This window comes from Nostoc sp. FACHB-190 (genome assembly GCF_014696905.1).
GTDB lineage: Bacteria > Cyanobacteriota > Cyanobacteriia > Cyanobacteriales > Nostocaceae > Nostoc_B.
The window spans coordinates 1-15,480 of record NZ_JACJQW010000040.1; the positions used below are offsets into that span (position 1 = coordinate 1).

The 15,480-nt window shown below is 41.8% G+C and carries 16 protein-coding genes and 1 pseudogene; 8 read left to right on the forward strand and 9 right to left on the reverse strand.

The window, feature by feature from the left end; translation table 11 throughout:
* The 3 genes and pseudogenes from H6G28_RS29275 to H6G28_RS29285 form a co-directional block, all read left to right on the forward strand.
* Positions 1-144: pseudogene (locus tag H6G28_RS29275) on the forward strand (photosystem II D2 protein (photosystem q(a) protein)); the annotation flags it as partial.
* Between the two features lie 794 nt (positions 145-938).
* Positions 939-1,220 carry a 4a-hydroxytetrahydrobiopterin dehydratase gene (locus tag H6G28_RS29280; RefSeq protein WP_190594080.1) on the forward strand — a complete coding sequence of 94 codons (282 nt, stop codon included), beginning with the start codon at positions 939-941 and terminating at the stop codon, positions 1,218-1,220.
* A gap of 368 nt (positions 1,221-1,588) precedes the next feature.
* Entirely contained in the window at positions 1,589-3,325 is a 1,737-nt protein-coding gene (locus H6G28_RS29285) for an iron uptake porin (RefSeq protein WP_190594082.1), read from the forward strand.
* A gap of 65 nt (positions 3,326-3,390) precedes the next feature.
* Here the strand turns inward: H6G28_RS29285 and H6G28_RS29290 are convergent, their stop codons facing one another.
* The 6 genes from H6G28_RS29290 to surE form a co-directional block, all read right to left on the reverse strand.
* On the reverse strand, positions 3,391-3,555 hold the full coding sequence (locus H6G28_RS29290; RefSeq protein WP_242048602.1) for a hypothetical protein: 165 nt from the start codon (positions 3,553-3,555) through the stop codon (positions 3,391-3,393).
* On the reverse strand, positions 3,545-3,799 hold the full coding sequence (locus H6G28_RS29295; protein WP_190594083.1) for a type II toxin-antitoxin system RelN family antitoxin: 255 nt from the start codon (positions 3,797-3,799) through the stop codon (positions 3,545-3,547). The genes H6G28_RS29290 and H6G28_RS29295 overlap by 11 nt, the downstream gene beginning before the upstream one ends.
* Before the next feature lie 82 nt (positions 3,800-3,881).
* Complete coding sequence (locus tag H6G28_RS29300; RefSeq protein ID WP_190594085.1) at positions 3,882-4,790, reverse strand: AAA family ATPase; 909 nt, start codon at positions 4,788-4,790, stop codon at positions 3,882-3,884.
* Positions 4,791-4,898: 108 nt separating this feature from the next.
* Positions 4,899-5,936, reverse strand: coding sequence for a bifunctional riboflavin kinase/FAD synthetase (locus tag H6G28_RS29305; protein ID WP_190594088.1), 1,038 nt, complete (start codon positions 5,934-5,936; stop codon positions 4,899-4,901).
* Between the two features lie 298 nt (positions 5,937-6,234).
* Positions 6,235-7,119: an MBL fold metallo-hydrolase gene (locus H6G28_RS29310; RefSeq protein ID WP_190594090.1), complete on the reverse strand. Its 885-nt coding sequence runs from the start codon at positions 7,117-7,119 to the stop codon at positions 6,235-6,237.
* Between the two features lie 381 nt (positions 7,120-7,500).
* Entirely contained in the window at positions 7,501-8,301 is an 801-nt protein-coding gene (gene surE, locus H6G28_RS29315) for a 5'/3'-nucleotidase SurE (protein WP_190594093.1), read from the reverse strand.
* A 342-nt stretch (positions 8,302-8,643) separates the two neighbouring features.
* Between surE and pheS the strand changes: the two genes are divergently transcribed.
* The 5 genes from pheS (at position 8,644) to H6G28_RS36450 (ending at position 11,080) form a co-directional block, all read left to right on the forward strand.
* Positions 8,644-9,636: a phenylalanine--tRNA ligase subunit alpha gene (gene pheS, locus H6G28_RS29320; RefSeq protein WP_190676203.1), complete on the forward strand. Its 993-nt coding sequence runs from the start codon at positions 8,644-8,646 to the stop codon at positions 9,634-9,636.
* 30 nt (positions 9,637-9,666) lie between these two features.
* Positions 9,667-9,882 carry a hypothetical protein gene (locus H6G28_RS29325; protein WP_190594097.1) on the forward strand — a complete coding sequence of 72 codons (216 nt, stop codon included), beginning with the start codon at positions 9,667-9,669 and terminating at the stop codon, positions 9,880-9,882.
* Entirely contained in the window at positions 9,879-10,163 is a 285-nt protein-coding gene (locus H6G28_RS29330; RefSeq protein WP_190594099.1) for a type II toxin-antitoxin system RelE/ParE family toxin, read from the forward strand. Before H6G28_RS29325 ends, H6G28_RS29330 begins: the two co-directional genes overlap by 4 nt.
* Before the next feature lie 54 nt (positions 10,164-10,217).
* Entirely contained in the window at positions 10,218-10,796 is a 579-nt protein-coding gene (locus tag H6G28_RS29335) for a Uma2 family endonuclease (RefSeq protein WP_190676206.1), read from the forward strand.
* Positions 10,797-10,870: 74 nt separating this feature from the next.
* A complete protein-coding gene (locus H6G28_RS36450) occupies positions 10,871-11,080 on the forward strand; it encodes a DUF4926 domain-containing protein (RefSeq protein WP_199332970.1) in 210 nt (69 codons plus the stop codon).
* 161 nt (positions 11,081-11,241) lie between these two features.
* On the opposite strand, the gene H6G28_RS29345 is transcribed toward H6G28_RS36450, so the two are convergent.
* The 3 genes from H6G28_RS29345 to H6G28_RS29355 all read right to left on the reverse strand — a co-directional run bounded on the left by H6G28_RS29345 (position 11,242) and on the right by H6G28_RS29355 (position 15,332).
* Positions 11,242-11,589, reverse strand: coding sequence for a hypothetical protein (locus H6G28_RS29345; protein WP_190676208.1), 348 nt, complete (start codon positions 11,587-11,589; stop codon positions 11,242-11,244).
* Between the two features lie 119 nt (positions 11,590-11,708).
* Positions 11,709-13,151 carry a RecQ family ATP-dependent DNA helicase gene (locus H6G28_RS29350; RefSeq protein WP_190676210.1) on the reverse strand — a complete coding sequence of 481 codons (1,443 nt, stop codon included), beginning with the start codon at positions 13,149-13,151 and terminating at the stop codon, positions 11,709-11,711.
* Positions 13,152-13,970: 819 nt separating this feature from the next.
* Positions 13,971-15,332, reverse strand: coding sequence for a hypothetical protein (locus H6G28_RS29355; RefSeq protein ID WP_313950018.1), 1,362 nt, complete (start codon positions 15,330-15,332; stop codon positions 13,971-13,973).
* Positions 15,333-15,480 lie beyond the last annotated feature (148 nt).

The following is a 15,480-nucleotide window of genomic DNA, read 5'->3' on the forward strand; positions in this document are numbered from 1 at the left end:
GCCGAAGACCCAGAATTTGAAACTTTCTATACCAAAAACATTTTGCTGAACGAGGGTATCCGCGCTTGGATGGCTCCTCAAGACCAGCCCCACGAACAATTTATATTCCCTGAAGAAGTGTTACCTCGCGGTAATGCTCTGTAAGATTTGAAGAAATTCATCACTATCTGACTTTTCATTTATCCTCTGCTCTTGGGCAGGGGATTTTTTTATGTTTAGCAAAGAAGGTGGTTTGTGGAGATTGGGTGTAAGGTTTTTGGATACATACACCCCTATACCCCTACCCTACACCCTTGATTTTTCATCTCACTGCGTTAGTCCTGGCATAAATTCTTTCTTCTTCAAAACACCGCTATCTTTCTAAAATTAATGTGTTATATTGATTCAAGGTAAAAGCCCAGAGTAATTACTCTGCCTTTTTGAAACTAAGTCCGCTTAGGCAATAAGGAGGTGATGCCCATGATAGAAAGTAGTAAACGCATGGGTCATCAGGTTGCAGTTAGCCGGCTGTGCGCCGGGGCTGTTCTCTAAAGTTAGCCATAGTTACATTGAGAAACTAAGTTATCTCAATTAACTAGGTAAGCCTGGGAGTTCCTCCCGGCAGTCTGGTTGCAACCTGAAGACCCGCTAGACCGCTCTGACATTAGGTCAACAGACCTAAAATCAGAGCGGATAGTTTTTTATAGGTACTTTTTGTTGCAGCTTATCGGAATACAGAATGGACTTACGCATAAATATTGTCTGTAAAGAATGAGTGCAGGGGTAACAGGGTATAGGGTATAAGGGTTTGGAAGAAGTACAACCCTACACCCCTAAACCCTCGAACCCTTCCCAAAACCCTGTATTTTTCGTCTAACTGCGTAAGTCATAACAGACTGGCTGGTCAAATCAATTATTTCAAAGTGTCCTGACAAAAATATCAACTGGGATTTTTTGGTATGTCACAACTACTAACTGAAGCAGAAATTCGAGAATGTGCCAACAGTTTGTCAGGTTGGAGTGTTGAAGGTAATCAGTTGCAGATCAAACTGATATTTAAAGATTTTGTGACAGCAATTGAGTTTGTGAACAAATTAGTCGAACCAGCAGAATTAGCTGGGCATCATCCAGATATAGAAATTTCCTATAACAAAGTCAAAGTAACGCTTACCACACATGATGCAGGTGGATTAACCCAAAAGGACTTTGACTTAGCATCTGTAATTTCTCAAATCAGTTAAAACCCTTTGTCCGGCGACATCTGGGGAAGGGAAATTGAGGAATGAGGGGTGCTGGGAAAATTGAAATACCCTAAACCTTACTCTTGCCTAGAAAAGACACAGGTTGGATTGTGACAGTTTAACAGGCGATCGCACCAAGCTTGTCATCTGCGACAAATGCTCTATAATAATAAGCTATAAAGGTATGTTTTTGCATAAGTTAATTACATCAATTTTTAACACTAAGTTAATCAGATGTTAGCTTTTCAAAAACTAAAATTGTAATAGTGGCACCAAACCTCATTAACGAAATTTCCAAAAATATCGTATTTTTGAGAAGAAGTGCAACGAAACAATTCTCTATACAAGGTGTGAGGAGAAAAGTAAAAATGTCTAATCTCTTGTGGAAATCACTCGTGGTTAGCCCCGCAGTTTTAGGAGCAACCCTACTCGTTTCAGCAACAGCGATTGCAGCTCCTAATGCCAGCACAGAAGTTTCAACAACTGAACAACCAGTTGCAGTAGAAGTTGCCCAACCAGAAATTTTGGCTCAAGCAGCACCTACTAACAACGACAGCAAAGTTTTAGACCAAGTTAACCGTTACAGCAACGAAGGCAAAACCAACAATTCGTTGTCTCAAGTAACTTCAGTATCTCAATTCTCTGACGTACAACCCACTGACTGGGCATTCCAAGCATTACAGTCTTTGGTAGAACGTTACGGTTGTATTGCTGGTTATCCTAACGGTACTTATCGTGGTAATCGCGCTCTTACCCGTTATGAATTTGCGGCTGGTTTGAACGCTTGTTTAGACCGCGTTAACGAATTAATCGCTACAGCTACAGCAGATTTAGTAACCAAGCAAGATTTAGCAACTTTACAACGGTTACAAGAAGAATTTTCTGCTGAATTAGCAACCTTACGTGGTCGTGTAGATGCTTTAGAAGCACGCACTGCTGAATTAGAAGCTAATCAATTCTCTACCACCACTAAACTCGTTGGTGAAGCAATCTTCGCTGTTAGCGATGTATTTGGTGGAAACAGTGGTGAAAGAAATAATACTGTCTTCCAAGACAGAGTACGTCTAGGCTTACAGACCAGTTTCACTGGTAGAGACGTATTGACAACTCGTTTGACAGCTAGTAACGCAACTCCCTTTACTCTGCAAAACAACGCTGGTACAGATATTAACAGCGCAGAGCCATTGCAAACTTACAACGTAGGTGGCACTGGTGGTAACAGCATTGTAGTAGATAGATTGACTTACGAAGCGCCTGTTGGCCCAGTTCAAGTTTACCTAGCTGCTGCTGGTGGTAAACACAGCCACTACGCTGCTGTTAACAACCCCTACTTCTTTGACAAAACCGACGGTGGTAATGGCGCATTATCCACTTTCTCCTCCGAAAACCCAATTTACCGTATCGGTGGTGGCGCAGGTATCGCCTTCAACATACCTTTTGGCCAAGGTGGCAGCATTATCAAGCCAAGTTCTATCACCGTAGGTTACTTAGCATCCGAAGCTGATAGTCCTACTTCTGGTGAAGGTTTGTTCAATGGTAACTATGCAGCTTTAGGACAATTGAACTTTGGTATTGGCGATCGCCTTGCAGTCGCTGCTACGTATGTCCACAGTTACAATGGTGCAGGTAGTTCTTTATTTGATAATGGTGAGCAAAATAACATTGCTACAGGTGTAGTAGGTACTAGTTTCGCCAATAATCTTCCGAACGCATCCTCAAGCAATTCCTACGGTTTGTCAGCAGCATTCAGACCTAGTGACAAATTATCTATCAGTGGCTTCATTTCTTACAGTGATGTCACAGGCTTTGGTGCAGGTGATGATAGAGAAGTTTGGAGCTACGGTGGTGGTATCGCACTGCCTGATTTTGGTAAGAAAGGTAACGTTCTGGGTATTTTCGGTGGCGTTCAACCTTATTCTATTGGCCGATTCTCAGTTTCACAGGGTAACAACGATCTGCCATTCCAAGTTGAAGGCTTCTACAAATATCGCGTCTCTGACAACATTTCCATCACTCCTGGTGTAATCTGGTTGTCTTCTCCTGGCCAGAACGACAACAATGATGACGCATTCATCGGTACTCTCAGAACAACTTTCACATTCTAAGAAGTTGAAAATCTTGAGATAGCTTTTACCCCGCCATCAGGCGGGGTTTTTTGTTGGCGCGTGAGTTACAAAATACTTGTAGGTGCTCCGACAATATTTCCTTGCTGTAGTTCCTCAATAATTGGTTGTACATCAGAGCGAATATTGCGAAATCTCTTTGAGAGGTCACGCAAATTTTGTTTATATTCAGGAGTTAAATCAATGAAGACTAATGGCTGTTCATTCGGCATCAATTCCCTCCCACATTTCGGATAGTGGTAGGCGTTGACCCGTTTTAGCTTGCTGTAAGGCTCTCCTTAAGCTGGCTTTAATTTCCTCAACAGGTGTATCATCAGGATCAACTTCTGCTGCTGTGTGTTCTGGAACTAACACAATCACCCGCACTTGATGAGGATAATTGATTTCCCGAATCGGCTGATCTAAGATTAAGTTGCCTTCAGAGTCAATTTTGCCAGTTACTTCGATCGCTTTCATTGCTATCCACCTCATTTGTTGGTGATCCTAACACGGGCAAATCCAAGCAGCGTAAGGAAATCGAAGTATATTGTAACTTTAGCTAAGGAATAGGCAGCGATCGCAATAATCTGTCTACAATAGTTTTGGCATTACGTCCTCCCCTGGGAATGAGGCGATGACAAAGAACGTAAGGCACTAAAAATTTTACATCATCGGGGATGGCATAATCACGCCCAGAAATAAATGCTAATGCTTGAGTTGCTTTTTGTAGAGCTACTGTTCCGCGCGGACTCACACCCAAAGTAATTTCTTCATCATGTCGCGTTGCCCTTACCAATTCCAAAATATATTCTTGTAAAGAAGCTTCTACTTTGACTTGAGAACAGATTTGACGCAATTGTTGTAACTCTGCCAAGCTAATACAAGGTTGTAACTCCGTCACATTTGCCCTTTGTTGGAGATTTTGCAACATTTGTAATTCTTCTTGCGCCGAAGGATAACCCAAACTCAAAGACAGCATAAATCTATCCATTTGAGCTTCTGGTAATGGGAAAGTACCTTGATATTCAATGGGGTTTTGGGTAGCAATCACAAAAAACGGCTGGGGAACTGACCGAGAAACACCATCAATTGTGACTTGATTTTCTTCCATTACTTCTAATAAAGCTGACTGAGTACGAGGTGTAGCGCGGTTAATTTCATCAGCTAGAAGTACATTAGCAAACACAGGCCCAGGCAGAAAGGTAAATTCACCAGTTTTGGGATTCCAAATATTCGTACCAGTAATATCTGTGGGAAGTAAATCGGGAGTGCATTGTAAGCGTTGAAATTTGCCATCTAAAGAACGCGCCAAAGATTTAGCCAGCAGCGTTTTACCCACTCCAGGAACATCTTCTAATAGTGCATGACCACCACTTAATAAGGCGACTAATACCAAGCGAATTGCCTCGGTTTTACCGACAATGGTAAGAGCGAGATTTTGAGTTAAAGCTTCAATTTGTTCTCTCATGCACCACAGAATGATTGAGGAATTGGCGATTAGGAACTGGAATGGAGAATAACCTATGCCTCATTCCCCACTCCCTGTTTTTCAGTATTCCCACTTCATCATCGGAAGTTAGCATTCTCCAGACAAAATTTTTTGAGCAATTTTACAGTCTCGGTGAATTTGTGTTTTCAAGGCTTCTAGAGACGCAAATTTTTGTTCTGGGCGTAAAAATTCGATGAGTTCTACAGTCAATTGTTTGCCGTATAAATCCCCAGACCAATCAAATAAGTGTACTTCTACGGATGAATTTATACCATTTACCGTGGGGCGATTACCAATATTCATCACTCCTAAAATCAATTGCGGAACAGTCGTAGGGGTGGTTTCATTTAAAATATATACCTTGACCGCATAAACGCCGTGACGTGGTAAAAATTTATCGCTGGGTATTTGAAGGTTAGCCGTAGGAAAACCAATGGTTCTACCGAGTTGTTGACCTTGAACCACTGTACCGAAGAGGGTGTAAGGTCTTCCAAGACATAAATTAGCGTTTTTGATATCGCCACTTTCCAGACATTGGCGAATTAGAGAAGTGCTAATTGGAGGTAGGCTGACAAATCCACTGTCTGACAAGTTATCTGTATGGGTTTGTAATGGAACAATAGTAACAGGAATATTGTGTTGAGACGCAAGTAATTGCAAATCTTTAGCAGTACCTCGACGCTGTTTGCCAAAACAAAAATCTTGCCCAACACTAATTCTTTGACACTGTAATTGTTGGACGAGAATTTTATCAACAAACTCTTGCGGCGACAAAGCTGATAATTCCTTGTCGAAGGGTAATAGTACTAGTTGTTCCACTCCTAGCGATCGCAATTGTTGAACTTTTTCATCCAGTGGTGTTAACCAAGTACGGGGTGTTCCCGTAAAAAATTCCTGTGGATGGGGACGAAAAGTCACAACTGTTGAGTATATGAGTTCTGGTGTTGGGGGTTGGTTGGTTTCCCCATCTTTGTTCGCGGCTGGCTGTAGAATCGGCTGAATTACCCTTTGATGGCCAAGATGTACGCCATCAAATTTGCCCAGCGCAACATTAGTTGGCCTGAGAACCTCTGTGGCTGAAGCAGCAACCCATACAGAACATCCATTTTGAGACAAATTTAGCACGTAGATTCTGGAATTTGAGGTTTATTTCGCCATAAATCGCAAGCAACCTGATGGAACACCAATGAGTAGAAGACAAGCTGTGTATGGGTATAGAGGTGTAAGGTTGATGAACGCTTAACATCCCAACCGTTGATTTTTCGTTTTTAGACTATGAGTAGTTTTAACTGGAATAAACACACAACTTTGTCTTTGGTTTTCACAGTGTCCTGATGAGGTAGATTCTCGCGCTTATAGCTCTTGATCACCAATCTAATCTAAAATCTACGATCGCTTGACAGGCAACTTTTACCCAGACAACTTATCTAACAGGAAAAGATTCTGATAACGGGACAGATGTAGACACTTGCAGCACCATTCTTTCCCGTGCCATGATTGCGCCTGGAAATTGTTTAGCCGCTTCTTCCCCGACAGCATCCAAAAAATCATCATTGTGAGCTGGATCATGGTGGAAGATGACCAAGGTTTTGACGTTAGCAGCTTTGGCTATTTTTACCGCTTCTTGCCAAGTGGAATGTCCCCAGCCAATTTTCGGCGATTTTGGCGAATAATATTCCTCATCGGTGTAAGTACAATCGTAGATGAGGATATCGGCATTGCGAGATAGCCTTAGCACATTTTCATCCAATCTGTCCGGAAAATGCTCGGTATCGGTGATATATACAGCAGCACCACCGCGCCAGTTAACTCGATAGCCAACTGCTTCACCGGGATGATTTAATGATGCCGTTTCTATGGTAATGTCATGAATGTGAATGGGTTGCCCTGGTTTGACATCGTGAAAATGCAAATTGGCTTGCATAATCTGTAATGGCACTGGGAAATTTGGGTGAAGCATCTGGTCATTGAGGCGTTGCTCAATGGTCGAACCATCAGGAGCGATCGCACCATAAATGTGAAAATTATTGCCTCTGACAAACCCTGGGACAAAAAAGGGAAACCCCTGCATGTGATCCCAGTGGGAATGAGTAAATAACAGATGAGCTTCTAAGGGCATTTGGCGCAGTAAAGATTGTCCTAAAACATGCAGCCCTGTACCACCATCGAAAATTAAGCGTTTGTCGCCCACTTGCATCTCAATGCAGGGGGTATTACCACCATAGCGGACAGTATGTGGCCCTGGACTGGGGATGCTGCCACGAACACCCCAAAATTGTACGGTAAATTGGTTCTCTATCCTAGACATGGGTGTTGCTTGCTGGACTGAGCGGGCGATCAAGAACAAAAATGTTACTTGTTTGGTTAAGTCTATGCTGTTTTACCACATTTGGTAGAGAATGTTTTTCTTGGTACAACAGCATACCTTGTTTGGGGTAGATTGTGTGAACGTCGAAGAAATCCTGCAAAAGAGTTACCTGAATATTTCCCACATTATATGTATCAGTAATATCAAAACGCTCCTACTTTATAACCTAAATTTTACTGTGATGCCTTTAACTGATCATAAAAAGGCCAAGGGTAGGAAAATGAAGGCTGTGGGCAGCAGGTTAAAATGCTCATCATGACTTTGCCAAATTGGTAAATGAATTTGATTATGTAGTTGCCTTTAGATGAAAAGTATATAAATTTACTTATCTAAAGGAATTTCCCAGTGGGATAATTTATCGAGTCCGGTTGGATAGGTGAGATTATATTGCAACGGCGTAATACTGATATAGTTTTGACGAATCACATGCACGTCAATAGGTATATTTTGCGGTAAATTTAACCCCATTGGGGGTTCGACATCTTCGAGAACTTCACCAGTTAACCAGTAGTAGGTTTTACCACGGGGATCAATGCGCTTGTCAAACACATCAACATAGCGCCTGACTCCTTGTCTGGTAAAAGTGACTCCGGCAATTTCTTCCCACTTCACCGCAGGCACATTAACATTAAGTAACATTAAATCTAGTAAGGGTTTAGCGGCTAGTTGCTCCACTAAAGTTTTGGCAAACTTAGCGGCTGGTTGAAAGTCTTTGTAGAGATGACTAGTCAGGCTAAAAGCAATGCTGGGAATGCCTTCAATCACTCCTTCCATTGCGGCTGAAACAGTTCCAGAATAAAGAATTTCGGTTCCGAGATTGGCACCTTGGTTAATACCAGACAGCACCAAATCTGGAGGAGAATCTAATAAAGCCCATATTGCTAATTTGACACAATCTGAAGGCGTGCCATCACAAGCCCAAGCTTTGATACTGGGATGGAAAACTGATTCAACAATTTCCGCGCGAATTGGCTGGTGTAGAGTTAATCCATGTCCGGTGGCCGATCGCTCCCGATCTGGACAAACTACAGTTACATCATGGCCAGCTTCTGCCAAGCAGTTGGCTAGGGTACGCACACCCAAGGCAAAAATACCATCATCATTACTAATAAGTAATTTCATGGGTCATTTAATTTTCGATTCTGGATTTTAGATTTTAGATTGACTGCACCCATTTTGGGGATACAGTCCGGGGATTTTAGATTTGTTCTGCCCAAAAGAGTCTGGGGTGTGAACGGAAAGAATCATCCAAAATCTAAAATTTGCAGGGTCAAGAGACCATAGTCAACAGTTAAAGCTAAATTGTCAATGCTTGACATCACAAATACCAAAGAAAAAATCCTCCCTGGCGCGATCGCTTATAAAATAAGGTTATTTGTCTTTTGTCATTAGTCATGAGTAAAGAGTTCTTACTATTGACCAATGACTAATGACCAACGACCAATGACTAATGACTATTAACTAATGACTAGCAATTTAGAGACTCAACTTTTAGCATTACAGCAGGAAGGAGAAAATGCGATCGCTGCTGCTGATACCCTAGAACGCCTGGAAGAACTCAGAGTCAATTATCTGGGGAAAAAAGGGCAATTAGGGGCATTGTTACGCAGCATGGGGCAGATGAGTGCAGAGGAACGCCCTAAAATTGGAGCGATCGCCAATACAGTCAAAGAGTCCCTGCAAACTAGTCTAGATAGGCAACGTGCCGCTTTAGAAACTGCAAAAATTCAGGCGCAGCTAGAAGCAGAAACACTAGATGTGACGATGCCGGGAATTTTCCGCCCCCAAGGTCGCATTCATCCCCTCAACGGCATTATTGACCGGGCATTAGATATTTTTGTCGGGATGGGTTACACCGTAGCCCAAGGGTCAGAAATGGAAACCGACTATTACAATTTTGAAGCCCTGAATACACCACCCGACCATCCCGCCCGTGATATGCAGGATACTTTTTACCTGCCAGATGGTAATTTACTGCGGACTCACACTTCCTCAGTCCAAATCCGTTATATGGAAAAAGAAGAACCACCAATTCGCGTGGTCGCACCAGGGCGAGTTTATCGGCGTGATAATGTAGACGCAACCCACTCAGCAGTTTTCCATCAGATAGAACTGTTAGCCATTGATGAGGGACTGACTTTTACAGACCTCAAAGGCACAGTCAAGATGTTTTTACAAGCGATGTTTGGCGACTTACCAATCCGCTTTCGTGCCAGTTACTTCCCCTTTACCGAACCTTCGGCTGAAGTTGATTTGCAGTGGAATGGTCGCTGGCTAGAAGTGATGGGTTGCGGTATGGTTGACCCGAATGTGCTGAAATCTGTAGGCTATGACCCAGAAATTTATACTGGGTTTGCTGCTGGTTTTGGTGTAGAACGCTTTGCAATGGTGTTACATCAAATCGATGATATTCGCCGTTTGTATGCCAGTGATTTAAGATTTTTGCGGCAGTTTTAAACATCTACTGTAATCAAGGCAGAAAGAATAATGACTCAATCTTCTAGATTAGATCAAGTTCTAGACAGCATCGAAGAATTATCAATAGATGAACAAGAAATACTCATTGATCTGATCCGTCATCGATTAGCAGAACAACGACGTTCTGCTATTGCTGCGAATATCGTGCAAGCACAAGCAGAATACCAGTCTGGTAAAGTGTTTCGCGGCAATGTTAATCAAATCATGGATGAGTTAAACAAATGATGACTCTGGTTTTAGCATCATCGTTTAAACGAGCATTTAAGCGGTTGGTGCGACGACAACCAGAGTTGCAAGAGCGAATAGAAGAGCGTTTAACGCTTCTAGCATCTGACCCATTTGATCCACTGTTACAAACCCATAAGCTCAAAGGCAAATTGTCAGGAGCTTGGGCTTGTTCAGTGGATTACGATTGCCGTATTGTCTTTAACTTTGTGCAGAATCCCGAATCTGATCAAGAAGAAATTTTGCTCATCGATATTGGCTCTCATGATGAAGTCTATTAAACCAAAATAGGTGCATTCGTTAAAATACCTATATACCAATTACTGTTATGCGATATGACCTCAACCACGAGCAAAAAACTAACGCTTGAGGAATATTTAAAATATGACGATCGCACTGATAACCAGTATGAACTAGTAGCAGGGGAATTAGTTGCAGTGCCTCCAGAAAGTCCTCAAAATGTGCAAATAGCTTTGTTTTTGCTAGTAAATTTCCTCAAATTTGTTCCCATCAATCAGTTAAGCAACAAAGCTGAAATTGTCATCAGTGGATTTCGTGCGACAACTCGCGTTCCTGATTTAGTTGTGCTAACAGATGAACTGGCAACAATTTTACAAGCCGCAACCAGATCCACAATTACTTTAGATATGCCACCGCCAGCACTAGTTGTGGAAGTTGTTTCTCCTGGTAAAGTTAATGAAGACAGAGACTATCGCTACAAACGTTCTGAATATGCTGCCAGAGGAATAGCTGAATATTGGATTGTTGACCCTCAATCTAATAAAATTACTGTACTGACATTAATTGATGGTCTGTATGAAGAAAGTATATTTGTAGGAAATGCGGTCATCGTTTCTAGCATTTTTTCACAATTAGAACTAACAGCAGAGCAAATATTAAATGCTGGGATTTGAGAGATGCGATCGCTTTCTAAACTTTCATCATTTCGACTAGGTAGATAACCAAAGTACTAAAGTAAAATATATTCATGAAGGTACAGTATCCTCTATTTTCCCAAGTAGCCTTAGCGCAGGACTTACCAGAATATAATCTCAAACGAGGAGATGTTGCAACAATTGTAGAACATTACCCCATGCCTGAAGGGGAAGAGGACGGGTATAGTCTGGAAGGGTTTGACCTGCCTCATGTCACAATTGAAGTACCAGCATATCAAATTATTCCTGTTGCCCAGTGGTAGCAAGAAGAAATGATTTTAGCCAAATTACGCAAGCTATCTGAAGCGAGGCTTTTGCAATTACAAGACTATCTTGATTTTCTCTTGCAAAAAGAAGAATCTGAGCGTCAGAGTGCTTAAAGTTGTTGAAATTTATTGCTGTTCTTGGGATATTGAGAATGAATTTACTGGGGCATTTGACCCTTTAGTGTTATTGTTACTTGTTGGGTCTGGGGGTCATAAGCAAATTTAACAGGTTGTTGATAGAAATTAACAACTTGTCCATGAAGTTCAAAAGGATAATCATCAACCAGGTCATCAAGTTCGACAGGATAATCAAGCTGTCCTAAATAAGTTAATGGCTGACCATTACTAGCTGACAAATTTTCAATAACCTGTTCTAAGTCATTTATATCTATAGCAGGAAGTGAAATTTTTGGTCGGACGGATGGACGATATTCATAATCTATATGGTTTGAACGTTTTAATAGTTGATTAGCTAAATCTTGAAGTGTGCCAGAAAAGACTATCATTTTTGATGTGTAATAAAATTGACATTTATCATGATAACCAAAAAAATTTGGAAGATTTAGTCTGCTTCGTAAAGAAAATCTTAAAGATACTTAATTCATTATTTACTAGTTAAATAGCATCAACGACAATTATCACAATGTCCACAACGCCAGTTAGCGGCTTCTTGAGCAAAACCAAAGGCATTTAATAAAAACTGCCAACGACATTGTTTTGTTGTTAAATATTGCTGCATTTGTTTGACAGCTTGCAGTTGTGTGGCTGGCTGTTTCTGCACATTTGATTCAATTTTGTAATGGAAAGGATCAAGCCATTTTAATTGTCCGCTACTGTGGAGTAAGGCTAATGCTACAGCAGCATCAGGAAATTGTCGCGTGACTGTATTAATGTCGCCTTGTTTGGGCAATTTTTTGACTAATTGCTGTGCTGTTTGCAGTTGCGATCGCATTTTATCAGCAAAAAACTGTTGTCTTTGCTTATCGCCAGAATCTAACCATCCTGTAGGTTCACTCACCAGTGTCAATGCTTCGGCTGGTTTCCCATCTCGTCCCGCACGGCCGATTTCCTGCACATATTCTGATAGTAAATGTGGTGCGTGATAGTGGACAACCCACCTGACATCAGGCTTATTTATCCCCATTCCAAAGGCACAGGTACAAACCACAAATGGTATTTTACCACCTAACCAACTGGCTTCGACGGCGCGGCGTTCGGCTGCACTTAACCCTGCGTGGTAACTGGCTGTCGGATAACCCATCTCGGCTAACCATGCTGCTAATTCTTCGCTATCACGGCGGGTGCGAACATAAATTAACCCAGCTTGTGGCGATCGCTTTTGAATAAACTGGAGTAACTGTTGTTTTCTCCCCCGTGGTGTCCAAGCGATGCGAACACTAGGATGCAAATTAGCACGGTAAGGATTCTGCCGAAAAATTTCAGGTTGCTCTAATTGTAAAACTGTTTGAATAATCTTTTGCGCTAATGGATCAGCTGTTGCTGTAAAAGCAGCAATACTAATTTTCGTTCCTGGTGGTTTTGATTTGAGCAATGCCGGACGTACCGCCCCTAATCTGCGGTAAGCTGGTCGAAATGTATCTCCCCATTGCACCAAACAATGTGCTTCATCTAAAATCAAGCCATTGATTTGCAAATGTGGCTGAGATAATCTTTCCCAAACAGGTGGACTTAATAACGTCTCTGGCGATAAATAAAGTAATCGTAGTTGTTGTTTTTCCAATGCTTGCAGTGCTGCACGGCGTTGAGATGAAGGTAATTCACTATGCAAAAGTGCTGCGCTCAGATGGCGTTGATGTAGTTCTTTTACTTGGTTTTCCATCAACGCTACCAAGGGAGAAATTACTAATGTTAATCCTGTTTGTAATAATGCTGGTAATTGAAAACAAATAGATTTACCGCCACCTGTTGGCATAATAATCAGAGCATCTTGCTGTGCTAATAAAGTTCTGATTATTTCTCCCTGTGGTGGACGAAAATCATCGTAACCCCAAATTTTTTGGAACGCTGCATGAACATCCTGCCAAGTGGTTTTTGTGGGTTGATTCATGCTGAGAAATAGTAGATGCGCCCTTGGTTTTCCACATTGAATATGAGGTTACTATGAATATAACTGCTGCTATTTAGCACCAGCTTCAGTAATTTCCTCATAATTTTATGCCGCGAGCATTTAAAGTCGATTTTAGTTGTCCCGAACATGGTTGGATAACTGTGGAAATGTTATCTGGTTTGATTTTTTAAATTATCTGTGTAGGCAGGGAGTGGGGAGTAGGGAGTAGAGAGTAGAAAAAATATTTTCTAGGGTGTAGTGCGTGTTTTATAAATCAAAGATGAGTTTTATATTCAGTCATTTTTTCCTACCTCATCTTAATTTTAAACTTCCCATTCTATAGCCTATTCAAGGGTACATAAATTTCGTAGTAAGTAAGAAGACACAAATAAGCTTAACTATAAAATTCTTGAACAAAATAGCTAAAAACTTCTTCCCTTCTGCCTCCTACCTGGTTGGTGAATCTCGACTTCGCTCGATTACCGCGAAGCCGAACCACTGCCTCCTGCCTTGCCATAATTACAACTATTTATGTCCCTGTACTTATTACCGTAATTATGAGGGCTACACTCATTTTTATATAAAAATATATTACGGTAATTTTACTGGATAAATAAAAAAAGCATGTTATACTACTAAGCAGGATTACATAAAATAAAAAACCTGCAAGAGCAGGCTAAAAGATGTATTGACGCTAAAGAAAACATAGCGATATTTTTCCATGTTGAAATTAGAGTAGTTGGGTAAAAGAATCTACTCTGAGAAATTTAGGAATTTTTTAATTGTGATATTTGCTGTCAACGAAAATTGGCTTTCAGCTTATAGCTTTTGTCCTGTGTAAATAGAGCGAACTTCACCATTCCGACGGACAATTGCTTCGCCGTTGTTGACTTCTACTAAAGTCCAGCCACTAGTACCAATTGTTTCGCCAACATTGATGCGCCGAGTTACGCCATCAACTTGAAATAAAGCCGCAGATTTCTTACCTAACTCCAGTACACCTTCTAAGGTATGACTGGGTGCAGGTTGAGGGTTGGAGGCTAAATATACCTGTTGGGGGGTTTTTGGTGATGCAGCCACACTCGCTACAGGCGCTGAAGCAGCCCGCAGTGGTGCAACTGGTAAGGCGGGAAGGGGACTGGCTGATTGTCTGACAGTAATTGGGGCAGTACGTACAGCTACAGGTTTAAGATCGGTACGCACAGCAGCAGCTAACATATTTACACTGACAGGTTTGCCTGGTTGCTTGGCAGTGTTTAAAGCTGTTTTGACGGCATTCGGCTGAGTTGTTTGTCTGGCGTTGGCTATGGGCGGTAGAGTTAAGGGAGTTCCGGGAAGCCGTGGTAGCCCGTAGCGCATGGGTGAAGGCGCTTGATAAACAGGAATATAAATGCGTTCAACAACATTGTTTGCTGAACGGTTAGCGGTGGGGGCTGTATTGTTAGCGGTGAGTGGAGATGGTAAGTTACCGATGGGGGAACTACCAGCATAAGCAATGGTATTCGGGTTAGAGGTTATGCGATTGCTGATGCCGGTGCGAAAAGATGCTTGATTAGTTTTTCCGCCTTGTTGGTCGATAATGGCTAACGAACCCAGCATGTAATCGGCTAAATCTGCCTCAATTTCTGCTTTGGTGGGTAATTGAGTTCCTGACATGGAGGCGGTTTGCTGTGTCCATCTGCCAGTGATCAAAGAGAGAACTTCTGCCCGTAGTAGATAAATCGTACCAGCGATCGCAATCCCGATGGCTGTTCCTAAAATCACCAGCTTGCTGAAAGCCCGTTTGATTTTCGGTCTTCTGATTCCCGAAGCCATTGCGGGAGTATCCACTACAACTGTACTGGCGTGCTGATTTCTGACTTGAGGAACGCCTTGTACAGTGCTGACCATATTGGGCAGGATAATCTGCGGTATGTTCAGCGTTTGCAGTGGCTCGTAATCTGAGTAATACCAATCGTTTACAGATGTTTCTTCTCTAGAACGCTGTGGTATGCGGCCACCATACCTCACAGTATGGGAAGATAAACTGCCACTGCCATCTAAAATGTCGTCAATATCGGCAAACAAATCATCCATCAAGCCATCAGCATAAATTTCGATTGACCAAGGCTCGTTGCTAATTAATTCTTCTGATGGTTCCGGAACGATGAGATGGTTGTTGAATTCTTGTAACATAGGCATGATTTTGGGTTTTGTTTGCCAGGATTAAGTAATGCTCTTAACGCCTGGAAATCAGGATTTTGCAAAAATATCAAACTGCCAGCCTAAACTTGACGAGTTTATTTTTATGTGGTATTAAATTCAACGTAGTCTGAAGATTGCTGTTGAT